Annotated in this window: 19 protein-coding genes and 1 pseudogene; 10 read left to right on the top strand and 10 right to left on the bottom strand. The window is 41.9% G+C overall.

All coding sequences use genetic code 11. The features are described 5' to 3' along the window. The first annotated feature begins 5 nt into the window (after nt 1-5). The 7 genes from MTX11_RS06260 to pcaG all read left to right on the top strand — a co-directional run bounded on the left by MTX11_RS06260 (nt 6) and on the right by pcaG (nt 6,144). A complete protein-coding gene (locus MTX11_RS06260; RefSeq protein ID WP_243474652.1) occupies nt 6-659 on the top strand; it encodes a 3-oxoacid CoA-transferase subunit B in 654 nt (217 codons plus the stop codon). A gap of 172 nt (nt 660-831) precedes the next feature. Further along, nucleotides 832-2,037, top strand: coding sequence for a 3-oxoadipyl-CoA thiolase (gene pcaF, locus MTX11_RS06255; RefSeq protein WP_243474651.1), 1,206 nt, complete (start codon nt 832-834; stop codon nt 2,035-2,037). A gap of 79 nt (nt 2,038-2,116) precedes the next feature. Then, nucleotides 2,117-3,469 (top strand): 3-carboxy-cis,cis-muconate cycloisomerase, encoded by a 1,353-nt coding sequence (locus tag MTX11_RS06250; RefSeq protein WP_243474650.1) that lies wholly within the window; start codon nt 2,117-2,119, stop codon nt 3,467-3,469. A 5-nt stretch (nt 3,470-3,474) separates the two neighbouring features. Beyond that, entirely contained in the window at nt 3,475-4,257 is a 783-nt protein-coding gene (locus MTX11_RS06245) for an alpha/beta fold hydrolase (protein ID WP_420909228.1), read from the top strand. A gap of 83 nt (nt 4,258-4,340) precedes the next feature. Continuing rightward, entirely contained in the window at nt 4,341-4,739 is a 399-nt protein-coding gene (pcaC, locus tag MTX11_RS06240; protein WP_048881503.1) for a 4-carboxymuconolactone decarboxylase, read from the top strand. 35 nt (nt 4,740-4,774) lie between these two features. Further along, complete coding sequence (gene pcaH / locus MTX11_RS06235; RefSeq protein WP_048881502.1) at nt 4,775-5,500, top strand: protocatechuate 3,4-dioxygenase subunit beta; 726 nt, start codon at nt 4,775-4,777, stop codon at nt 5,498-5,500. A 14-nt stretch (nt 5,501-5,514) separates the two neighbouring features. Then, entirely contained in the window at nt 5,515-6,144 is a 630-nt protein-coding gene (gene pcaG / locus MTX11_RS06230) for a protocatechuate 3,4-dioxygenase subunit alpha (protein ID WP_243474660.1), read from the top strand. Nucleotides 6,145-6,220: 76 nt separating this feature from the next. Here pcaG and MTX11_RS06225 read toward each other — a convergent pair whose 3' ends face one another. From MTX11_RS06225 to MTX11_RS06195, 7 genes and pseudogenes are all read right to left on the bottom strand, one after another. After that, nucleotides 6,221-6,610 (bottom strand): PaaI family thioesterase, encoded by a 390-nt coding sequence (locus MTX11_RS06225; RefSeq protein ID WP_243474649.1) that lies wholly within the window; start codon nt 6,608-6,610, stop codon nt 6,221-6,223. Between the two features lie 47 nt (nt 6,611-6,657). Further along, a pseudogene (locus MTX11_RS06220) lies at nt 6,658-7,194 on the bottom strand (DUF3237 domain-containing protein). Nucleotides 7,195-7,246: 52 nt separating this feature from the next. Beyond that, on the bottom strand, nt 7,247-8,500 hold the full coding sequence (locus MTX11_RS06215; protein ID WP_243474659.1) for an OprD family porin: 1,254 nt from the start codon (nt 8,498-8,500) through the stop codon (nt 7,247-7,249). Between the two features lie 54 nt (nt 8,501-8,554). Beyond that, a complete protein-coding gene (locus MTX11_RS06210; protein ID WP_243474648.1) occupies nt 8,555-9,694 on the bottom strand; it encodes an acyl-CoA dehydrogenase family protein in 1,140 nt (379 codons plus the stop codon). A gap of 73 nt (nt 9,695-9,767) precedes the next feature. Beyond that, complete coding sequence (locus MTX11_RS06205) at nt 9,768-11,645, bottom strand: feruloyl-CoA synthase (protein ID WP_420909229.1); 1,878 nt, start codon at nt 11,643-11,645, stop codon at nt 9,768-9,770. Between the two features lie 85 nt (nt 11,646-11,730). Next, the gene (locus tag MTX11_RS06200; RefSeq protein ID WP_243474646.1) at nt 11,731-13,182 is read right to left on the bottom strand and encodes an aldehyde dehydrogenase; all 1,452 of its coding nucleotides are present in this window, start codon (nt 13,180-13,182) and stop codon (nt 11,731-11,733) included. A gap of 50 nt (nt 13,183-13,232) precedes the next feature. After that, entirely contained in the window at nt 13,233-14,066 is an 834-nt protein-coding gene (locus MTX11_RS06195) for a p-hydroxycinnamoyl CoA hydratase/lyase (RefSeq protein WP_243474645.1), read from the bottom strand. A gap of 262 nt (nt 14,067-14,328) precedes the next feature. Here MTX11_RS06195 and mhpT point away from each other — a divergent pair, with 262 nt between their 5' ends. From mhpT to MTX11_RS06180, 3 genes are all read left to right on the top strand, one after another. Next, nucleotides 14,329-15,567 carry a 3-(3-hydroxy-phenyl)propionate transporter MhpT gene (mhpT, locus tag MTX11_RS06190; protein WP_114541911.1) on the top strand — a complete coding sequence of 413 codons (1,239 nt, stop codon included), beginning with the start codon at nt 14,329-14,331 and terminating at the stop codon, nt 15,565-15,567. Nucleotides 15,568-15,638: 71 nt separating this feature from the next. After that, entirely contained in the window at nt 15,639-16,085 is a 447-nt protein-coding gene (locus MTX11_RS06185) for a MarR family winged helix-turn-helix transcriptional regulator (protein WP_004892388.1), read from the top strand. 164 nt (nt 16,086-16,249) lie between these two features. After that, on the top strand, nt 16,250-16,939 hold the full coding sequence (locus MTX11_RS06180; protein WP_004892390.1) for a GntR family transcriptional regulator: 690 nt from the start codon (nt 16,250-16,252) through the stop codon (nt 16,937-16,939). A gap of 108 nt (nt 16,940-17,047) precedes the next feature. Here MTX11_RS06180 and MTX11_RS06175 read toward each other — a convergent pair whose 3' ends face one another. From MTX11_RS06175 to MTX11_RS06165, 3 genes are all read right to left on the bottom strand, one after another. Continuing rightward, nucleotides 17,048-17,989: a PDR/VanB family oxidoreductase gene (locus MTX11_RS06175; RefSeq protein ID WP_004892393.1), complete on the bottom strand. Its 942-nt coding sequence runs from the start codon at nt 17,987-17,989 to the stop codon at nt 17,048-17,050. Nucleotides 17,990-18,046: 57 nt separating this feature from the next. Next, entirely contained in the window at nt 18,047-19,120 is a 1,074-nt protein-coding gene (locus MTX11_RS06170; RefSeq protein ID WP_243474644.1) for an aromatic ring-hydroxylating dioxygenase subunit alpha, read from the bottom strand. A gap of 566 nt (nt 19,121-19,686) precedes the next feature. Further along, nucleotides 19,687-21,258 (bottom strand): sensor domain-containing diguanylate cyclase, encoded by a 1,572-nt coding sequence (locus tag MTX11_RS06165; RefSeq protein ID WP_243474643.1) that lies wholly within the window; start codon nt 21,256-21,258, stop codon nt 19,687-19,689. Between the last annotated feature and the right edge of the window lie 116 nt (nt 21,259-21,374).

Raw genomic sequence — 21,374 nt, 5'->3', positions numbered from 1 at the left:
AAATAATGAGCTATAGCAAACTGACCCGTGACCAGATCGCTGAACGTGTGGCACAAGATATTCCTGATGGCGCTTATGTGAACCTCGGTATTGGTTTACCGACCAAGATTTCCAGCTACCTGCCAAGCGATAAAGACGTCTTCCTGCATTCTGAAAATGGCCTGCTGGCTTTCGGTCCACCACCCGCTGAGGAAGATCGCGATCCTGAGCTAATTAATGCCGGTAAAGAATTTGTCACGTTACTCGAAGGCGGAGCATATTTTCACCACGGTGACTCATTTGCCATGATGCGTGGCGGTCACTTAGACATCGCTGTACTGGGTGCATTCCAGGTCGCTGAAAATGGTGACTTGGCGAATTGGCATACTGGTGCTCCAGATGCAATTCCAGCAGTCGGCGGTGCGATGGATCTGGCTGTGGGTGCAAAAAAAGTCTTTATTACGACTGATCATGTGACCAAAAAAGGCGAGCCAAAAATTGTGGCTGAACTGTCTTATCCTGCGACTGGATTGAAATGTGTCGACCGTATCTATACCGACCTGTGTGTGATTGATGTGACCAACGAAGGTATGAAAGTGATTGAGAAAGTCGAAGGTCTGTCATTTGAAGAATTGCAGTCAATGACTGGTGCCAAACTGATTGATGCGACTCAAGGTTAATACACTTTAAAGATAATTTTAAATCCCCCTCATCCTCCTGAGCAGAACTTAAGCATTATTTTAAGTTGATGCGCAAGAAAGGGAGACTTTATATCGCAACTCAAAGCTTTTTGAGTCCGGGTAAGTCTCCCTCCTTTCAGGAGGGATTAAGGGAGGTAAAAGGATTCAATAAATGAAAAACGCATATATCGTTGATGCCATCCGTACCCCATTCGGCCGCTACGCAGGTGGTTTAGCACCTGTCCGTGCAGATGACCTTGGGGCGCTGCCAATTAAAGCCTTGATGGAACGTAATCCATCGGTGAACTGGGAACAGGTCGATGACGTGATTTATGGCTGTGCCAACCAGGCCGGTGAAGACAACCGTAACGTCGGTCGCATGTCATCCCTGCTTGCAGGTTTGCCTTATCAGGTGCCAGCAACGACAGTAAACCGTCTGTGTGGTTCATCGATGGATGCAGTCGCGATGGCAGCACGTGCGATTAAAGCCGGTGAAGCCAATCTGATTATTGCCGGTGGTGTAGAAAGCATGTCGCGTGCTCCATTCGTGATGGGCAAGTCAGAAACGGCGTATGGCCGTAGCCAGAAGATTGAAGACACCACCATGGGCTGGCGTTTTATCAATCCGAAACTGAAAGAAATGTACGGCGTGGACACCATGCCGCAAACGGCTGAAAATGTCGCTGAACAGTTCGGGATTAACCGTGCAGATCAGGATAAATTTGCCCTGACTAGCCAGCAACGTACAGCTGCAGCAAAAGCCAAAGGTTTCTTTGCTAAAGAAATCATTCCTGTGGTGATTCCACAACGTAAAGGCGATCCAGTGGTTGTCTCTACTGATGAACATCCGCGTGCTTCAACTACAGCAGAAGCATTGGCAAAACTGAAACCTGTGGTGAAAGCAGACGGTACGGTAACGGCGGGTAATGCGTCTGGTATTAACGATGGTGCGGCTGCTCTTTTAATCGCATCTGATGAAGCGGTTGCTCAACACGGCTTAAAACCACGTGCCAAAATTATTGGTTCAACGGTTGTTGGTGTTGAACCACGCATCATGGGCTTTGGTCCAGCACCTGCCATCAAGAAACTATTGGCGCAAACCGGTCTGACTTTGGAGCAAATGGATGTGATCGAGCTGAATGAAGCTTTTGCTGCTCAGGCGCTGGCATGTACCCGTGACTTGGGTATCGAAGACGGCTCAGAGAAAGTTAATCCAAATGGCGGTGCGATTGCTTTGGGTCATCCACTGGGTGCATCTGGCGCGCGTCTGGTGACGACTGCACTGAACCAGCTGGAACAAACCGGTGGTCAATACGCTCTATGTTCAATGTGTATTGGTGTCGGTCAAGGCATCGCTTTGATTATTGAACGTGTATAAATTTAAATACCTTTCATTTTTTGCTTAAAAACAAAACAATGAAAGGTATTTAAAAACGAATGAGAAAAAGGATATTCAAATGAGCCAATTGTACGCAAGTCTATTTTACCAAACTGAGATCACTGCAATATTTAGTGATGAAGGGGTAGTGCGTTATATGTTGCAAGCAGAAGCAGCATTGGCTCAAGCTCAGGCAAAAGTGGGTGTGATTCCTGCTTCAGCGGCAGCAAATATTGTATACGTTGCCCAACAACGGGTGAATGAGATCATTGACTTTACTGCGCTTGCAAGTGCATCAGGACTTGCTGGAAACATTGCGATTCCCTTTGTGAAGCAATTGACGGCTGCCGTTAAAAAAGTTGATGAAGATGCTTCACGCTATGTGCATTGGGGGGCGACAAGCCAAGATATTATTGATACGGCCTGTATTTTACAGTGTCGAGATGCCTTAAATATTATCGAAAAACAGTTGACGGTAGCTATTCATGTAACTCAGGTACTTACCGAACAATATCGTGATCAAGTCATGATTGGTCGGACATGGTTACAACAAGGTTTACCAATGACGTTCGGTTATAAAACTGCACGTTGGCTTTCAAGCTTACAGCGGGATTTTGAGCGTGTGCAAGCACTCAAACATGTTGCGCTCACTGCACAATTAGGTGGAGCTGTGGGCACACTTGCGTCACTTATTGATCAAGGCAGTGCAGTTGTAAAGGCGTTTGCAACAGAACTTCAACTCAATGTCCCGGATTGTACTTGGCATGGCGAACGTGATCGTATTGTGGAAATAACCCATGTGCTTGCCATAATTACAGGTAACTTGGGCAAGATGGCACGCGATTGGTCACTGATGATGCAAACCGAAATTGCAGAAGTGTTTGAACCAAGCGGAGTAGGGCGTGGCGGATCATCGACGATGCCGCATAAACGTAATCCTGTTGCAGCAGCATCAATTCTGGCAGCAGCCAATCGTGTCCCTGCACTCATGTCGAGTATCTATCAAAGTATGGTTCAGGAACATGAACGTAGTTTGGGGGGCTGGCATGCTGAGTGGCTGGCACTGCCTGAAATCTTCCAATTGTGTGCTGGTAGCCTGCAACGCGCGATAGAAGTTTTTGAGGGCCTGGAAGTACAGAAGGACAATATGTGCCGCAATCTAGAATGTACTCAGGGCTTAATTATGGCAGAAGCCCTCATGATGTCTTTGGCACCAAAGTTAGGCCGACTCAATGCCCATCATGTGGTTGAAGCCGCATGTAAACAGGCAGTTGCTGAACAGCGTCACTTATTAGATGTAGCACAAAATCATCCTGAAATTTTAGCTGTATTTAATTCGGAACAATTAAGCCAGATTTTTAATCCACAAAATTATTTAGGTAATACCCAGCAGCAGATCGATGCAGTATTGCAACGTGTTCAAGGAAAATAGTCATCATGACATTTATCAATAATCGTAATGGCCAACAATTGGCAGTTTACACTTTTGGTGATACCGCTCATCCAGCCCTTATTTTTTCGAACTCATTGGGTACAGATTACGGCATGTGGCAGGCTCAAGTTGCTGCATTTGCTGAAGACTACTTTGTGATCTGTTATGACACCCGCGGTCATGGTAAAAGTGCGGTCATTGAAAATATCACGCTGAGCGACTTAGCTAATGATGTCATTGATATTCTTGATCACTTCAAAGTTGAAAAAGCGCATTTTTGTGGTATTTCGATGGGCGGAATCACTGGTCTGCAATTGGGTTTAATCGCGCCACAGCGTTTCCTGAGTATGACCATTGCCAATTCAGCCGCGAAGATTGGACAAGCTGAAGCATGGTTATCACGTGCAGATGCGGTCGAAGAACAGGGATTGGCCGATATTGTCAGCACAACACACACCCGGTGGTTCAGCAACAAATTTGATTATATCCACGATCGCCTTGCACAGCAGACCATTCAAAGTTTGTCGGTGACACCGCCGAAAGGCTATGCAGCATCGTGTCGTGCACTCGCTCAAGCTGACTTACGTGAACGGATTGCAATGATTCAAGTCCCTTGTCTGGCGCTATGCGGTGGGCTTGATCCTGTGACAACGGTGGCAGATGGCGAATTTATGCAAGCGCATATACCGAACTGTGAGATTGCGGTGCTAGATGCTTCACATTTATCAAATATTGAGGTTCCACAAGAATTTAACCAAGTCTTTGCAGAATTTATTGCAAAGCACTGATTTCAATTAAAGATCATCATGGAATGAAGGTGTTCCTCAGACATCTTCAATCCGCCTTATAAACTTGAAAGAGTGTATTGATCATGAATGATGAAGAACGTTACAAACAGGGAATAGAAGTACGCACTGAAGTGTTAGGTGAAGCACACGTCGGACGCTCTTTGGAAAATTTAAATGACTTTAATGAAGACTTCCAAAACTTCATCAGTCGTTTTGCCTGGGGAGAAGTATGGTCACGTCCAGGTTTACCACGTCATACCCGTAGTCTGGTAACTATCGGTATTTTGCTCGCATTGGGTCGTGAAGCTGAGTTACGTATGCATATTCGTGCATGTTTTAACAATGGTGTTACCAAAGATGAGCTTAAAGAACTGTTTTTACATGCTTCCTTATATGCAGGTTTACCTGCTGCAAACGCTGCAATGCACATGGCAGAGGAAGTTTTTGTAGAACTTGGTATTACACCGACCAAACTTAAATAACGGACGATTTTTTAGAATTGAACAAGGAGAGATTCATGATTCAGAATCAACTAGGCGCTTATGCGCAACGTAATACGGATGATCATCCACCGGCCTACGCACCGGGTTATAAAACCAGTGTGCTGCGTTCGCCGAAAAATGCACTCATTTCAATTGCGCAAACACTGACTGAAGTAACGGCGCCACATTTCACCTCAGCACTTTTAGGGCCTAAAGACAATGACTTGATTTTGAACTATGCCAAAGATGGTTTACCTGTTGGTGAACGTGTCATTATTCATGGTTACTTGCGTGACCAATTTGGTCGTCCGGTTAAAAATGCCTTGATTGAAGTCTGGCAGGCAAATGCCTCTGGTCGTTATCGTCATCCAAATGACCAATATATTGGTGCAATGGATCCTAACTTTGGTGGTTGTGGTCGTATGCTGACGGATGAAAATGGTTTTTTCATTTTCCGTACCATTAAACCGGGTCCATATCCTTGGCGTAACCGTATCAATGAATGGCGTCCTGCACATATTCATTTCTCGGTCATGGCAGATGGCTGGGCACAACGTCTCATTTCGCAATTTTATTTTGAAGGCGATACTTTAATTGACAGCTGCCCAATTCTAAAAACGGTTCCTTCAGAGCAGCAACGCCGTGCTTTGATTGCCTTGGAAGACAAGAGTAATTTCATTGAGGCTGACAGCCGTTGTTATCGCTTTGACATTACTTTACGTGGTCGCCGCGGAACTTATTTTGAAAATGAATTAACGTGATAAGGAGCATCATGATGAACGGTTGGAATTTTCAGGAATTACATGAAACACCATCTCAAACAGGTGGTCCATACGTCCATATTGGCCTGATGCCCAATCAGGCAGGCATTGAAGTATTTGAGCATAGTTTTAATAATCAATTGGTTAAAGCTGAAACTCAAGGTGAACGTATTCGCCTTGAAGGTCAGGTATTTGATGGCCTCGGTCTACCTTTACGTGATGTATTGGTTGAAATCTGGCAGGCAGATGCAAATGGCGTCTATCCAAGTAAGGCAGATATTCAGGGTAAACAGGCTGATCCACATTTCTTTGGTTGGGGCCGTGCAGCTGCAAACTTTGAAACGGGGTTATGGAGCTTTGATACAATTAAGCCAGGCGCTCTACCGGGGCGTAAAGGTACCCGTCAGGCACCGCATATTGCTTTAGTCATTTTTGCACGTGGTATTAACTTAGGTTTACATACCCGTATTTACTTTGATGATGAGGCAGAAGCCAATGCTAAAGATCCATTGCTGAATGGAATTGAATGGGCGCCACGCCGTCAGACTTTAATTGCCAAACGTGAAGAATGTAATGGTGAAGTGGTCTATCGTTTTGATGTACGTATCCAGGGTGATAATGAAACGGTATTCCTAGATATCTAAGCGTTTGAAGGAAAACTAAAACGACAAAAAAGGTCAGGGATTTCACTGACCTTTTTTAATTACTTTAATTTTTGTTTTAGTCTAATACCATAAAAGCTGCACTTGTTTTGGCAACTAATTTGCCTTGCTGCCAGGCTTCACTTTCGATACTGAGAATTTTACGCCCTTCTTTAATAAACCACGCTTTTGCCTGTACTTCACCGACTTCACATGGTCGAAAAAAATCCATCGATAAATTAATCGTCGCGGCAGGTTTTGAAGTCTGATTTAGTGCTGCCAAAATCCCCATAGCATCATCAAGCATAGCGCAAATCATACCGCCTTCGATGCTACCGCGCGGATTGGTAAAGCTCTCGAGTGCAGTATAACTCACGGCTATTTCACGCTTTTCTCTATCCCACTGAATATTATGCCCCCCCAATAAATGATGAATTGGTGGGAGATGTTCCAGAATCTTGTTTTCCATAGTGATTAATCCTTCAATTTTTATAAATACTAATTTTTCTCATTCTTTTATTTTAAGGTAAATGCATCATAAATCACCGCCTTACCTAAACGCATTGCACTGCCTACAGCTACGGTTTGGTTTAACCAGGCATATTGGGGTGCACTGGTCTCGAATTGCATAGTCAACTTGAAATAATAATGACTTGGATCGACATCTTTACCTGTACTTAACTGTTTCAGAATTTCAGGTGAAGCATGTCGGTAACCTTTAGTCTGTAAATAAATCAATGCGCCGTCATCAGTTTTCAAAAGATATCGTGTATCGATAATCGCTAGGCCTTTGCTATCTACGATTTGCCAGTCTGCGCCATTGTTGAGAATACGTCCTCTAAATGAAGGACCTTCAAAAGTGCCGCCAGTAATCGGAATAATCCGTCTTTGTCCCATATCTGCCGTTTTGCCTAACTCCCAAACTGGAGCATTTAATTCAACCTTGAAAGTGGCCAAGGGTTCAAGTTTAAGTGGTGGAGGCGAAAACTATGTATCTGCATAACTGAGTACAGATAGATTTAGGCCGATCCAAATGCCAAATAAATATTTCATTTATCATCCTTTAAAATAAAAAAGGCCCTAAAAACTAGAGCCTTTGAAGGTATTATTTAAATTTCCATGTGTAATCAATATTGATACGGGTTTCATTAGCCGGTTTAATATTGGCAGTAATCGGCATATCATTATCATAAATTGCATAACGTGCACGTAGCCCAAGGTTTTTCAGTGGGCCATTTTGCACGGTATAACCTATGTCAAAGTCGAGTTCATCTTCCTCAAAATCGGTGCCTCCGAGTTGCGGCGCATAAATATTGCTACCATGGGTATAACGAGTCATAAAACGTAAACCCGGAACATAATCTTTAAAGTCATATTCATAACGGGCACTATAAACACGTTCTTTGGCATTTAAGAATTCGCCGGTCCATGTATCGATGGTTAAGCCTGTTTCACCGCCAGTTAGATAAGGAAAGGCCGTGTCACCTAGATGATGGAAAGTCGAAAGAATAAATTTATGGTTTTGATGCTTTAGCTCTGAGTGGCTATGGATTAGATTATTATCTACTTTACCTGCTTTGGCAGCACCATCAGCATCACTCATATAATAACGTAGCTGGCTGGTCAGTGCGGTATCCTCATTAAAGGCATGCTTGTAGGTGACGCCCAATAATGATTGATGATACAGATCTTCGACATCCATATGGAAGGCTGTCAGTTTTAGCGGATAATTGTTGAGATCATAATGGCCACCAAGATAGTACAAATGATCTGTTTCAACCGATCTATAACGGCCGTTTACCCCAGAGATTTTAATGTTTTCATAATTGGTCGAATCACGGTGATTGACCTTGTCAATATAGGATGCTTGTAAATCGAGACCCTGCACATCTTTAGACTGAACTGCAACCCCACGATAGGTTTGAGGTAACAGGCGCGCAGGGGAACCGACAAGTACTGGTGTCATCGGTTGTAATGTACCGATGCGGACTTCAGTTTGAGCAACTTTGGCTTTAGCCGTGATCCCAATTTCCCCATATTGATCTGCTGGCTCATTCGTTCTGGCATTACGTGGTAGGTTTCCTGTACCACCATACTTTGCATCGCCATCCAGCTTAAACCCGGCAGTGGCCAAAATGTCGATACCAAATCCAATAGGACCTTCGGTATAACCTGACTGAGCTTTGAAAATAAAACCTTGACTCCAGTCCCGGAGTGACGGATAACGGTTTTCAACCTGGAAATCGCGATCAAAGTAGAAGTTGCGAGCCGTTAAATCCACTTTACTTTGCTCAATAAAACTATTGGCAAAAGCAGGTGTAGTTAAAAGTAAAAACGGTGTGATCCATAAATTTTTCATCATTATTTCATCCTGAAACATTATTGAAAATATTGTTTTTAAGTCATGCGTGTTTTATTTCCCCAAGAGTTCGCGTGCTACCATCTCCTTCATAATTTCATTGGTTCCCCCATAAATTTTTTGCACACGCGCATCGACAAAGAAGCGCGAAATTGGATATTCCTGCATATAGCCGTAGCCCCCAAACAGTTGCAGGAGCTGGTCAATGACTTCACATTGGGTGTCAGTAATAAAACATTTCAATGCGGCCACTTCAGTCACACTTAGGACATCTTTGCTATATAGGTCTTTACAGCGTTCTACAAATGCTTCAGCTGCAAGTGCTTTAATTTGTGCTTGCGCAAGCACAAAACGTGTATTCTGGAATTGGGATAAAGCTTGACCAAAGGCTTTACGTTCAAGTACATACTCTTTGGTAATGTCGATAGCACCTTGGATTGCTCCAAGTGCCATGAGTGAAATACTGAGGCGTTCGCGTGGGAGTTCTTGCATCAGATAGCTAAAACCATGACCCTCTTGTCCCAAAAGTTGATTTTTAGGTACATAAACTTGGTCGAAAAACAGTTCAGCAGTGTCTTGAGCATGTAGTCCAATTTTTTTCAGGCCGCGTCCTTTTTTCACTCCATTTAAATGAGCATCAACGAGTAAAATGGAAATGCCTTTGGCACGTGCTTGCGGGTCAGTTTTTGCAACCAGTACGATTAAGTCGGCATGATGCCCATTGGAAATAAAGGTTTTAGAACCGTCCACCACATAATGATCGCCATCTAAAATGGCCTGGGTACGAATTGCTTGTAAATCTGAACCAGCATTCGCTTCGGTCATTGCGATCGCGGTGACTACCTCACCCGAGACCATCTTGGGTAACCAATATTGTTTTTGTTCTTCGCTACCAATATTTTGGATATAAGGGGAGACAAGTTCACTTTGCCCTCCAATACCGACTGCCAAGGCAGTAAAACCAGCTTTGGCTGTTTCCTGGACCAACATTTGTGAATAGTGAATCGGTGCACCAAAGCCCCCGTACTCTTCAGGGACATCAACACATAAAAAACCATTGTCCCCAAGCTTGTGCCATAGTTCACGAGGGATTAAGCCTTGCTCTTCCCAAGTTTCATAAAATGGTGCAACGTGTTCTGCTAAAAAACGTTGATAATTATCACGAAATAGCTCGAAATCACTATCTTTTTGCATAGAATTATCCTTAATTTGGATGCAACTGCCCAAGCAGCGCTATAAAAAGCGCTGCTAAACTCAGGGTAAGGGCTTATTGTTTAAGGGTTGGAATACGAATAATCAGTGGATTATTGACATGTTTCTCATAGAGTTCCTGCACCATGGCAGCACGACGTTTCAAAATGCCACTCTGATTTAAGTTACCTTTATCAGTGGTTTCTCCGGCATCCAGCTGTGGAGCTTCTGTCATTAAATACAGCATTGATACGGTATTTGAACTGCCAGTAGCGTCTTTATTGAAGTCCACCAGAAATTGTTTAAACCATTGCTGCACTTTAGGGTGGCTCAACACTTCTTGGGCCGTCGTGTGTTTAAGATCTAAACCGGTATATTCAGCACAAGCTGAAATTTTCGGGAAAATCAGAAAACCAATCGCATTCAGGTTGGAACCGGTAATGCAGACATCTTGAATAAGCAGATTGCCATTAATCAGGACTTTATTCCGTAAGGTGCCCACATTAACAAAGGTGCCGGTATTGAGTTTAAAGTCTTCGGCAATACGTCCGTCATACATAAGGCCTTGGCTTGGGTCGTTTGGATCAACAAGTTTTACAGCATCGCCGGTACGGTAAAACCCTTCTTCATCGAAAATATCAGCTTGTTGTTCTTGAGGCAGACGCCAATAATGTCTCATGACATTTTTGCCACGAACACAAAATTCAAGTTTATCGCCACATGGTGCCAGTTTGACTTCACAGCCCGGCGCTGGATAGCCAATAAAGCCTGCCATGACTTTAGGACCTGTAGTAAATACACAAGATGGCGCGGTTTCTGTCATGCCTAAGCCACTCATAATACGGATGCGTTCACCGCAATGGGCTTGTGCAATCTGATCTAGACGGTTCCAACCTGCTTCAGATAGTGCAGCTCCAGCAAAAAACAATACTTTGACACGGCTAAAGAATTTTTCACGGAGTTCAGCATCCTGTTCAAGTGCTACCGTGATTTCTTCCCAACCTTTCGGTACATTTAAATATACCGTTGGTGCAATTTCTTTCAGGTTACGAATAGTTTCATCCATTTTCCCCGGCACCGGTTTGCCATCATCAATATAAATCGTACCGCCATTATAGAGTGCAATTCCGACATTATGGCTCCCCCCGAAGGTATGATGCCATGCCAACCAATCGACCAAAATCGGTGGTGTTTCTTCAAATTCAGGGAAAGTTTGCAGCAACATTTGCTGGTTGGTGCAGAGCATCAAATGTGTGGTCGGTACTGCCTTTGGCATTTTGGTCGAGCCAGAGGTAAATAAAAATTTGGCAATTTGATGTTCATCAATCGTTTCGTAGTGCGCTTTAATATCTGTCATTTCAGACTCAAGAAGCGTAGAGAAAGCAATACAAGTTTTTTCACCGAGTTTGCCAGAGTTTGTAACGACTTCAATATCATCAGCATTACGGCAGTACTCAATGGCAGTAGCAAAATCCTCTCCATCATTGGCAAAAACTAAACCTGGCGTGAGGACATCAAAGACATGTTTGAGTTTGCCAAAATCTTTGGAAATTAAAGAATAAGCAGGGGAAATAGCTGAAAATGGGATCCCTGCAAGCATTGCGCCCATGGATAAGGTGAGGTGTTCGAGATCGTTACCAGACAAAATAACAATGGGACGTTCGGTCGATAAATGCGGATATTGTTTTAAGCTTTGGGCGATACGCCATGCACGATTCGCAGTTTCTGCATATGTCAGTTCAATCCATTGACCTGAACTATCACGTTTAGCGGCGAAGACAAGGTTTGGATGTGTTTCTGCGTACTGTAATAAACGATCGGTCAATTTTTGCGGATAAGGCTTAAGTTGTTCTTTGGGAGAAATGTATAAGACGTCATTCTTATATTCAACATGTGTTTCATGACTGCCTAATTTAACAAATCGTTCAGGATACTTATGTGATTGAACTGTCATGTGTGCCATTGTTATTACTCCATGTATTTTTATCTATTCTTTTTCAACGAAGAGAGTTGACTTCATGTCAACTCTCTTACTTTCGTTAAATTGGGTAGTGGCGTGGGCTGGTTTGTATGGTCACCCAACGTAATTCAGTAAACTCAGCCACAGAAACTTTACTGCCAAATCGTCCATAACCACTTTGTTTGACACCACCAAATGGCATTTGTGCTTCATCATGTACAGTGGCACCATTGATATGGCAGATACCGGATTCAATCCGTTTTGCTACGGCAAGCGCTTGTGCTAAATCTTGGCTAAACACGGCTGCTGACAAACCAAAGTCAGAATCATTTGCCAATTCTACGGCGTCATCAACTGTTTTAAAGCGTTGTACTGTGCAGACAGGACCGAACGATTCTTCGGCATAAATCTGCATTTCTTTGGTGACATCAACCACTATTGTAGGTTGCATAATAGCACCTTGGATGTCCAAGCCGAGTGGTAAATTTGCACCTTTTTCACGTGCATCTTCAATTAACTTCCCAATACGTGCAGCTGCTTTTAAGCTTTCCAGTACACCAAGTGGAGCATCATTCTCAAGTGGATTGCCAGCGCGAATAGTTTTGACCTTTGCCACGAGTTTTTCGATAAAGGAATTAGCAATTTTTTCATCAACAAGAACACGTTCTGTCGACATACAGATTTGACCCTGGTTAAAGAATGCACCGAAGGTCACGGCATTGACCGCTTCATCGATGTCAGCTTGATCAAGCACAATCACAGGTGCTTTTCCACCAAGTTCGAGCAGGACCGGTTTTAAATATTTTGCTGCTGTTTCAGCAATAATCCGGCCCACATGGGTTGAACCGGTAAAATTAATACGCTTGGTTAGTGGGTGGCTAATTAAGCGTTCCACAATTTGAGGGGCATCTTGGGCCGCATGAGTGATGACATTGACTACCCCATCTCCAATCCCTGCTTCATGTAACACTTCACCAATCAGACGATGTGTTGCAGGGCATGCTTCAGATGCTTTAAGGACCACAGTGTTACCACAGGCAAGAGGCATAGCTAATGCACGTGTGGCAAGAATCACAGGGGCGTTCCATGGTGCCATCCCGACGATAACACCACAGGGTACGCGAATGCCCATCGCCATATTGCCCGGTACATCTGATGGAATAATACTGCCATCAATTTGTGTGGTCATAGCTGCAGCTTCGCGTAGAATATTGGCTGCAAGGTAAACATTAAAACCATACCACGTTGCAGTTGAACCTATTTCATGAATCGCAGTCTGAATAAATTGTTCAGTTTTTTGATCCATCAGGTCGGCCGCTTTAAGCAGTTTTAAACGACGGTCTGTTGGAGAAAGGGCAGACCATGATTTAAATGCCTCGTGTGCGGATTCGATCGCACGATCAACATCCGATAAAGTTGCAGCAGCACTAATTGAAGCAATTGAGCCATCGATCGGACTGATTCTTTCAAAAGTTTGTCCTGAACTTGCTGCAACGGATTGACCGTGAATAAGTAACTGTACGTTTTGCATGGCAAATGTTTCCTTACATGTCCATCATGACGAATGTGAATTGATACTGCTTAAGCAGGGCGTTTGTAAGCTTGAAGACCTGGCTTAATTGACTTGTCATCAAGGAATTGCTTCAGACCTTGTTCACGACCACCTTCATCATCACGATGATTACATTGATCCAGTTTTGCATATAAGTAATCTTCGTTTTGTTCCCAAGTTAGTTCACGGCAACGTTTGAAACCATTTTTCGCAGTACGCAGTACAACTGGATTTTTCTCAAGTAAGTTGTTAGCAAGTTCAGTTACTTCAGCACGAAGTTGAGCAAGTGGAACACTTTTATTGACTAAGCCCATATTGGCAGCTTCAACACCTGAAAAGGTCTTGCCAGTCATGATGTAGTACATCGCAGTACGGTGGCCAACTGTATCCGCCATTGCTTTGCTTACAAGGTTACCTGGTGGGATGCCCCAGTTAATTTCAGATAAACCAAAAGTAGCTCCGTCTGCAGCAATGGCAAGATCACAGGCAACCAGAGGAGAGAAGCCACCACCAAAACACCAACCGTTTACCATCGCAATTGTTGGTTTTGAATAGAAACGAAGTAAATGCCATTGCCAGCGAGATGCATCACGGCGAATACGTTCTTGGAAGATCTCCGGTTGATTATCAACTTCGCGGAAATATTCTTTCAAATCCATACCCGCTGTCCATGAATCACCAGCGCCAGTCAAAACAAGTACTTTCGCTGCAGGGTCAAGTTCTAAGGTTTCAAGTACATCTATCATTTCTTTATTGAGTGTTGGACTCATTGCATTTTTCTTTTCTGGGCGATTTAAAGTAACCCATGCAATACCTGCATCAACTTGTACATCAACGGTTTCCCAGCGGTTTTGATAAGACATGTGTTGCTCCTTAATGTTCGTTTTATGTCCTGATAGGATTTAATCTAATATCAGTTAAACTTACATTCAAGTCTTATTTTGCATTTTTTAAAAATAATTTATAAGATGATGTAATTTAATAAAATAAATATTTAAATTGTAAAAATATAAAAATACATATTGATTAAATTATAAGTTTAGGTGATATTTTTTGAATTGCTTAGGACGGAAAGCAATACATAGGAAGTGTATGAATTAAAAAATTCTAAAAGGACAATAACGAATGGAAAATAGTGTAAGTAGCAAAGGTAAAGCTACGCTTACACTCGTATTGTGTTTTGCAATTGCAGTGTTTGAGGGTTTTGATCTTCAATCGATGGGCGTTGCAGCACCACGGATGCGAGCGGAGTTTGGCTTGGACAATGCCCAAATGGCATGGGCATTTAGTGCAGCAATTTTGGGAACCTTACCAGGCGCAATCATTGGTGGACGGTTTGCAGACAAAATCGGGCGTAAAGCAGTTTTGTTAACAAGTATTTTAGTTTTTGGTGTTATGTCGGTGTTAACTGCCTATGCAGCAGACTATACCTTGTTACTGATTATTCGTTTCTTGACCGGTCTTGGGATGGGTGGTGCATTGCCAATGATGATTATTATGGCATCGGAAGCTGTGTCGGAGAAACATAAAGGGATTGCTGTCAGTATTATGTACAGTGGTATTCCATTTGGCGGTATGTTGACCTCATTTGTCGCGATGGCACTTGCAGGTGATGCGCAGTGGCGGCATATCTTCTATGTCGGTGGTTTTGCCCCGATTTTATTAATTCCTTTATTAATTAAATTCTTACCTGAATCGAAAGACTATTTGACAGCAGCGAAGCAAAAAACTTCGACACCATTCTTTGAAGTGCTGTTTGCCAAAGAACGTCGTTTCTCTACCATTCAGATCTGGGTCAGTTTCTTCTTTACCCTTGTGGTGCTGTACTTCCTGCTCAACTGGTTACCTCTGTTAATGGGTGCACAAGGCCTAGGTAAGACGGAAGCAAACTATGTTCAGATTGGCTATAATATTGGCGGTATATTTGGTTCGATTTTAATGGGCGTCTTGCTAGATAAAATTCGAATGAGTACTACGGTCAAACTGATTTACATTGGTATTCTAGTCTCGCTGTGTTGTCTGGCTATTTCACCAACCGTGGCATTACTTGTATTATCTGCTGTCGGATGTGGTCTATTTATTGTCGGTGGTCAGTCTGCATTGTATGGTCTTGCAGCCATGTTCTACCCAACTGAAATGCGTGGAACAGGGGTTGGTGCAGCAGTTGCAGTTGGTCGAATTGGTTCTTTTGCCGGGCCTCTTTTCGCAGGTATGCTGTTATCGCTCGGTTCAAGTTCAGCGATGGTCATTGGTGCAAGTATTCCACTGATTTTAATGGCAATGATCGCAGCGTTACTTTTGGTTCGTAAATCAAAAGTTTCACGGCAGGTCCCTGTATTAAATACATCAACTCAAACTCAGTAATGTGATGACTTAAGTATGGCCGAATTGGCCATACTTTTTAATGGTTAGAATTTAAGGTTGAATTAAGTATTATGGAACATCAGTTAAATCAACTGCCAACCCTGAGCTATATGATAGCTCGTGTTGATCGTATTATTAGTAAATTACTGAATGAACGCCTAAAGCCTTTAGATATTACTTTGCCTCAGTTCACGGCATTGTCAGTACTCGCAGCAAAAGGAAATCTCTCCAATGCCAAACTGGCGGAGCGTTCTTTTATCAAACCCCAATCGACTAATAAAATTCTACAGGATTTATTAAGTAGCGGCTGGATTAGTAAGGAATCGGACCCATCTCATGGTCGTCGTATTCTTGTCAATGTCACTCAAGCAGGGTTAAATAAATTAAGCGAGTGTCGGGCAGTCGTTCAGGAACTGGAACAAACGATGCTAAAAGGCGTGGATATTAATCTGGCCTTTTTGATCAGGAATAATCTTGAAATCATGGCCATTAATTTACAGCATTTTCAGGAAGGATAATTTTCTATATCATCAGGTCGGATTTGAGTTCGTCTAGCTACTTTTCAATGTCTATTCTTGAGGAAGCAATAACTTAATAAGCTGAATAGGATCTTCATGACTTCTGTTGAATTATTTTCATGCACCCGGTAGCATCAGTACACATATTATAAATGAGTAAGTCCATGTCATCAGGTCAGCAAGTACTGATTGAACTTAGAAAAATGATTATTTCAGGTGAAATTCCGGGCGGTGCTCGCATGGCTGAAATTCCAACAGCAGAAATGCTTGGAGTTTCACGTCAACCGGTGCGTATGGCATTTAAACTGCTTGAGCAAGAAGGATTATTATTAAAAAATCCAACCCGCGGCTATACAGTTAGAGAAATTTCTCCCAAGTTGATTCAGGATGCACTTGAGGTGCGAGGAGTGCTTGAAGGCCTGGCAGCAAAAAAACTGGCAGAAAAAGGGCTAAGTACGCAGCAAAAAGATCAGCTAATGCAGTGCATTACTCAAATAGAGCCAATATTTAAAAAAACTGAACTAAGTAATGAGGATATTGAAATCTATCATTATTACAATACCATTTTTCATAATACGATTATTCAAGGCTCAGATAATATCGCTATTGTGCAGGCTCTGAGTAAGAATAATCAGCTACCCATGGCTTCTGCCCAAGCCTTAACTTATGATAAAAATAATCCCCTCTCAGAAATTCGCCGTCTGCATCATGCCCATATTCAACACTGTGCCATTTTCAATGCTTTAAAAAATCGTGATTCAGCACGAGCAGAGAGTCTGATGCGTGAACATAGCCATGTAGTCACTCTGGGCGATATGATGCGTTCTATTTTTAATTCACATGCGCATTCCTAAGGTTAAGCCTTTTCTTTAAATAAAAAAATCCCTTCTGAGGGTGCAGAAGGGTGGAAAGTGGAGAAAGATTAAACTGCTAGTTCTAATGAGATAGCAGTTTTTTATTTTTTAAAGATCAATAACTAGCATTTTAGATTTTGCACGCGAGCAGCATGGAGTAAATTGATCTTGTGCCGCCTGTTCTTCTTCAGTTAAATACATATCCCGGTGGTCAATTTCACCCTCTACTACCTTCACTAAACAGGTACCACAAATACCCTGTTCGCAAGAAACAGGAATACTTACCCCAGCAGCTTCAAGTGCTTGTACAGCTGTTTGGTCTTGTGCAACATGGATCAGTTGGCCGGTTTTTTTAACTTTAATATTGAAACTACCATCTTCACTGGTATCAATTGCTGGAGCACTAAAGTGTTCTTTATGAATATGCGTCTCAGGCCAGGATTGCTGTTGGGCAGTCTGGATCACGAAATCCATAAAACCTTGTGGACCACATACATAAACATGATGTGCTAAGTCAGACTGAGCAAGCGCACTTAGTAAGTTGCAATGTGTGGCGGCTTCATCATCAATGTGCAGATGAACTGAATCACCTAGAAGATTGAGATCCTCATGAAAAGCCACTGCCGAACGGGTTTTAACAAAGTAAAACAGTTTGAAAGATTTTTTCAGTCGTTTTAACTCTTTGGCCATTGCCAGAATTGGTGTAATCCCAATCCCGCCTGCACATAGGACTGCATGTTCAAGCTCTGTATTCAGCTCAAACAGGTTACGGGGTTCACTAATCTGAATGCGTTGCCCCACCTGTAACTGTTCATGCATAAAGCGTGAGCCACCACGTGAGTTTGGATCATTCAGTACACCAATTACATAGCGGTGCTGTTCACTGCTGCAATTCGCCAAGGAATATTGGCGTATTAAGCCTTCGCCCATATATACATCAATATGAGCACCTGCTTTAAAAGGAGGTAGAGGCTCCCCATTACAACTCATGAGCTCAAATGAATTTATTTGAGAATTGTGTTGATGGATCTGATGAATGGTCACTTCCATGTGAGTGCCGCTCCTAAAATTTAAAAAATCAAAATACTGTTCTAAAACTTTAACTATTTAACCAAGCGTGACTGACGGAATCTGCTCTTTGCCTGCAATCTCGTTAACCTGTTCTTGGCTAATCAGACGATCAATCACTTTGCGTGCTTGCACTCCGCCTGCATCAATATTCAGCATCAGCAACTTGCGGTCAGGATAGCGGAGCAGGTTTTGTTGTTGCTGTTCCAGCATGTCCAGATCTTCAGAGAAAATCTTGCCTTGTCCTTCACGGATCTGATCTGTCAGTTCCGCATTCTCTGGCTGGAAGTGACGGGCCATACCCCAGAAATACCAGTGAGAGGTTTCTGTTTCAGGCGTAATAAAGTCCACCACAATAGAAGATACTTTATGCTCGGCAGCTGCCTGATAGCCACCTTTACCTGCATGTGCTACGCCAACTTCAATATGAACATTACTTGGCGCAAAGAAATGACAGATCTGCCAGCGGTCTACCGGAACATCATCCGCCAGATTGTTGCCTCTTAATGCCATTTGCCAAAATGGAGGTGCATAGATACTTTCCATATGACGTTCTGTAATAACATGATCCCCATCTATACGAGTAGTAGGTGCTGCTTCATCAATTTCTTTTTGTCCAATACTGGCTGAGTGAACATAAGTTTCATGAGTAAGATCCATCAGGTTATCAATCATCAGGCGATAATCGCAATTGATGTGGAACAATCCACCACCATATGCCCATTCAGGATTCTCTGCCCATTCAAGTTCAGGTAACTGATCTTCACTTGCAAGTGATTGGTCACCTGGCCATACCCAGATAAAACCGAATTTCTCTACAACACTGAAACTCTTGTTACATGGAAAACCACGAACACGCTGTCCAGGCATAGCAACTGTCTTGCCATCACAGCCCATAACTAAGCCGTGATAACCACAAACCAGATTGCCATCCTCTACAAAGCCTAAAGATAGTGGAGCACCGCGATGTGGGCAGAAGTCTTCTACTGCATAGACCTTATTTTCTTTACCACGATAAAACACCATCTTTTCACCACAGATCTGACGACCTAATGGCTTTTCCATAACTTCTTCAGGACGCGCTGCCACATACCAAGCATTTTTAATGAACATATTCTGATCTCCTTATCAATTGGATCCAATTTATGACTATTAATGCGAATAGTCAATACAAAATGTACAATAAAAGTATAAACTGGATCCATTTATAATATTGAGGGGTAAAATCTGTTTTTATGATTTACTGATGCGTAACTAGTTTCTTTAAGAAATACAACTTGTGAAAAATTGTTTTAAACTCTTTATGGTTGCTATCTTGAGCAGATTAAGGATTCTGCCTAGTGTGAAGCATGGGAGAGTGAGTGCTATTAAAGACGTTCCTGTAAAGGGAAATAGTATAATTGCACAATTTGTAGTAAGAACTATTTACTATTACCCAGTATTATTATGAAGATTTGCAAGTGATTGTGATCTTGTATAGATGCTCCGATTGCCTGAAAACTCATGCAGGGGGGAGCAATCAATAAGTAAGATATAAAATAGATAATATTTATACGGTATTTTTTACGGTATATGTTATTAAGAATTAATTTTTTATATTTATTAATCAAAAAGATAAAACTTTATTCTTGTGCGCGCTGAGCGTACCATTTATTTAACTATAAATCTGAAAAATCAAATTAGTAACGCACACAGTTGCGTCCATCGTCTTTCGCCCGATAAAGATTGTTATCGGCAGTTTTCAAAACGTCTAGAATATTTTTAGAACTGTCTGGCCAAGAAGCAATACCAATCGAAATGCTGATGAAACCTATGTTGTGAATTTCTTTACATGCAATCTCTTTTCTGAACCTTTCTGCACTTTCATAAACTTCAGTAAGATTGCTGTTCGGTATAATAATGATAAATTCTTCACCGCCATAACGGCAGCAAATATCATCTTTACGAAATTTTTGCTGCATCGTCTTGGCAATATGCTTTAAGACAACATCACCTTGATCATGACCATAATTGTCATTCACATTTTTAAAGTGATCCACATCCATCAGAAGTACTGAAAACGGGATGTTCATTTTCATGTTTTGAGTCATGACATAATTCAAACCACGACGATTCATCAAGCCGGTTAAAGGATCTGTATTAATATGATGATCCATCTTGCTCATTTGTTGTGAAAACTTTCGAACACTGAGCAGTAGAGCTAACTTGAATTTTGTGACCTCATAGTACCAGGGCTGGATATCCTTAATTTTTGAACCGATTTCTGCCTGATTTAGCAAACTCGCCATATCTGCCAGTTGATTCAACGGGGCCGAGATAGAATCAGACAGCCGCCATACAATATAAAAAACAAGCAGATAAAATAAAAAGAATCCTGCGGCTAATTTATAAAGGATAGAATTTGCCTGTTTAAGTAAGTCATGGGTAGGTTGCTGGGAAACCACGATCCAGTTTGAAGTCGGAATATGAGAAAAACCTGCCAGATTATCAACGCCCTGGCTGTTGATTAAACGAATTTGACCATTTTTATGCGCATGCATATATTGCAGACCAGTATTATTGCTGGCCCATTGCCCAATTCTTTCACGATCCGGATGAAAAATAATTTTATTTTCATTGTTAATCACATACATATAACTATTCTTATAATTTTTATAAGTGGTTAGAAGCTGATTAATTACATTTTTTTCTTTTAAATAAATCGCTGCACCGATGAAGCCCTGATAGTGATTTGACTTGTCAAAAATAGGTTGAGAAATAAACACGATCATATTTTTTTGTACAGAAAAATAGGGTGAAGATATATAAGTCGATTTTTTATGGAGAGAGTCAATAATCCCTTGAGTATGTTGTATTTTACTTCTATCAATATTCAGAATATTCGGTGAAAAATTGATTAGTCTGCCTTGGGTATCACTGATCACGACACTGTTATAGTGTTCAGACTGATATTTTAATTTATTGACCTCGGCTTCTCTCAGCTCATTGTTATTAAAGTCTTGACCTAATATCTTGGCGCTATAGTCCAGTTCAAGAAGCATATTTCTAAAATGGTTGTCTGTGCTTAATGCAATTTTATGGGCATGGTCAGCGTTTAAGGCAAGGGAATTGTCGATTAACTGATTTTTTACGATCTGATAGCTAATAATGAGAGAAATAATAAAAAGGCTAGACACACTAAAAATAGCCAATAAAAGTATTAACTGCCTTAAATTGAGATCAAGGTGTTTCCTAAAATTATTAGCTGACATAAAAAATTAAATATATCTCGATGTATTTATGAGCATTGTATTGCATTTATATTCAATGTTTAAGGTTGATATAAAATTAAATTTCTATTAAATGGGAGTTTTTATTTCGATCAAAT

Origin of the sequence: Acinetobacter lwoffii (assembly GCF_022809915.1) — a bacterium.
Classification (GTDB): Bacteria; Pseudomonadota; Gammaproteobacteria; order Pseudomonadales; family Moraxellaceae; genus Acinetobacter; species Acinetobacter lwoffii_M.
This window is presented reverse-complemented; position numbering and strand designations above follow the sequence as displayed.

What these genes read in the sequence shown, in the direction of transcription:
- MTX11_RS06260 (WP_243474652.1), top strand. Translation starts at nt 6, where the DNA reads ATGAGCTATAGCAAACTGACCCGTGACCAGATCGCTGAACGTGTGGCA.
- pcaF (WP_243474651.1), top strand. Translation starts at nt 832, where the DNA reads ATGAAAAACGCATATATCGTTGATGCCATCCGTACCCCATTCGGCCGC.
- MTX11_RS06250 (WP_243474650.1), top strand. Translation starts at nt 2,117, where the DNA reads ATGAGCCAATTGTACGCAAGTCTATTTTACCAAACTGAGATCACTGCA.
- MTX11_RS06245 (WP_420909228.1), top strand. Translation starts at nt 3,475, where the DNA reads ATGACATTTATCAATAATCGTAATGGCCAACAATTGGCAGTTTACACT.
- pcaC (WP_048881503.1), top strand. Translation starts at nt 4,341, where the DNA reads ATGAATGATGAAGAACGTTACAAACAGGGAATAGAAGTACGCACTGAA.
- pcaH (WP_048881502.1), top strand. Translation starts at nt 4,775, where the DNA reads ATGATTCAGAATCAACTAGGCGCTTATGCGCAACGTAATACGGATGAT.
- pcaG (WP_243474660.1), top strand. Translation starts at nt 5,515, where the DNA reads ATGAACGGTTGGAATTTTCAGGAATTACATGAAACACCATCTCAAACA.
- MTX11_RS06225 (WP_243474649.1), bottom strand. Translation starts at nt 6,610, where the DNA reads ATGGAAAACAAGATTCTGGAACATCTCCCACCAATTCATCATTTATTG.
- MTX11_RS06215 (WP_243474659.1), bottom strand. Translation starts at nt 8,500, where the DNA reads ATGAAAAATTTATGGATCACACCGTTTTTACTTTTAACTACACCTGCT.
- MTX11_RS06210 (WP_243474648.1), bottom strand. Translation starts at nt 9,694, where the DNA reads ATGCAAAAAGATAGTGATTTCGAGCTATTTCGTGATAATTATCAACGT.
- MTX11_RS06205 (WP_420909229.1), bottom strand. Translation starts at nt 11,645, where the DNA reads ATGACAGTTCAATCACATAAGTATCCTGAACGATTTGTTAAATTAGGC.
- MTX11_RS06200 (WP_243474646.1), bottom strand. Translation starts at nt 13,182, where the DNA reads ATGCAAAACGTACAGTTACTTATTCACGGTCAATCCGTTGCAGCAAGT.
- MTX11_RS06195 (WP_243474645.1), bottom strand. Translation starts at nt 14,066, where the DNA reads ATGTCTTATCAAAACCGCTGGGAAACCGTTGATGTACAAGTTGATGCA.
- mhpT (WP_114541911.1), top strand. Translation starts at nt 14,329, where the DNA reads ATGGAAAATAGTGTAAGTAGCAAAGGTAAAGCTACGCTTACACTCGTA.
- MTX11_RS06185 (WP_004892388.1), top strand. Translation starts at nt 15,639, where the DNA reads ATGGAACATCAGTTAAATCAACTGCCAACCCTGAGCTATATGATAGCT.
- MTX11_RS06180 (WP_004892390.1), top strand. Translation starts at nt 16,250, where the DNA reads ATGTCATCAGGTCAGCAAGTACTGATTGAACTTAGAAAAATGATTATT.
- MTX11_RS06175 (WP_004892393.1), bottom strand. Translation starts at nt 17,989, where the DNA reads ATGGAAGTGACCATTCATCAGATCCATCAACACAATTCTCAAATAAAT.
- MTX11_RS06170 (WP_243474644.1), bottom strand. Translation starts at nt 19,120, where the DNA reads ATGTTCATTAAAAATGCTTGGTATGTGGCAGCGCGTCCTGAAGAAGTT.
- MTX11_RS06165 (WP_243474643.1), bottom strand. Translation starts at nt 21,258, where the DNA reads ATGTCAGCTAATAATTTTAGGAAACACCTTGATCTCAATTTAAGGCAG.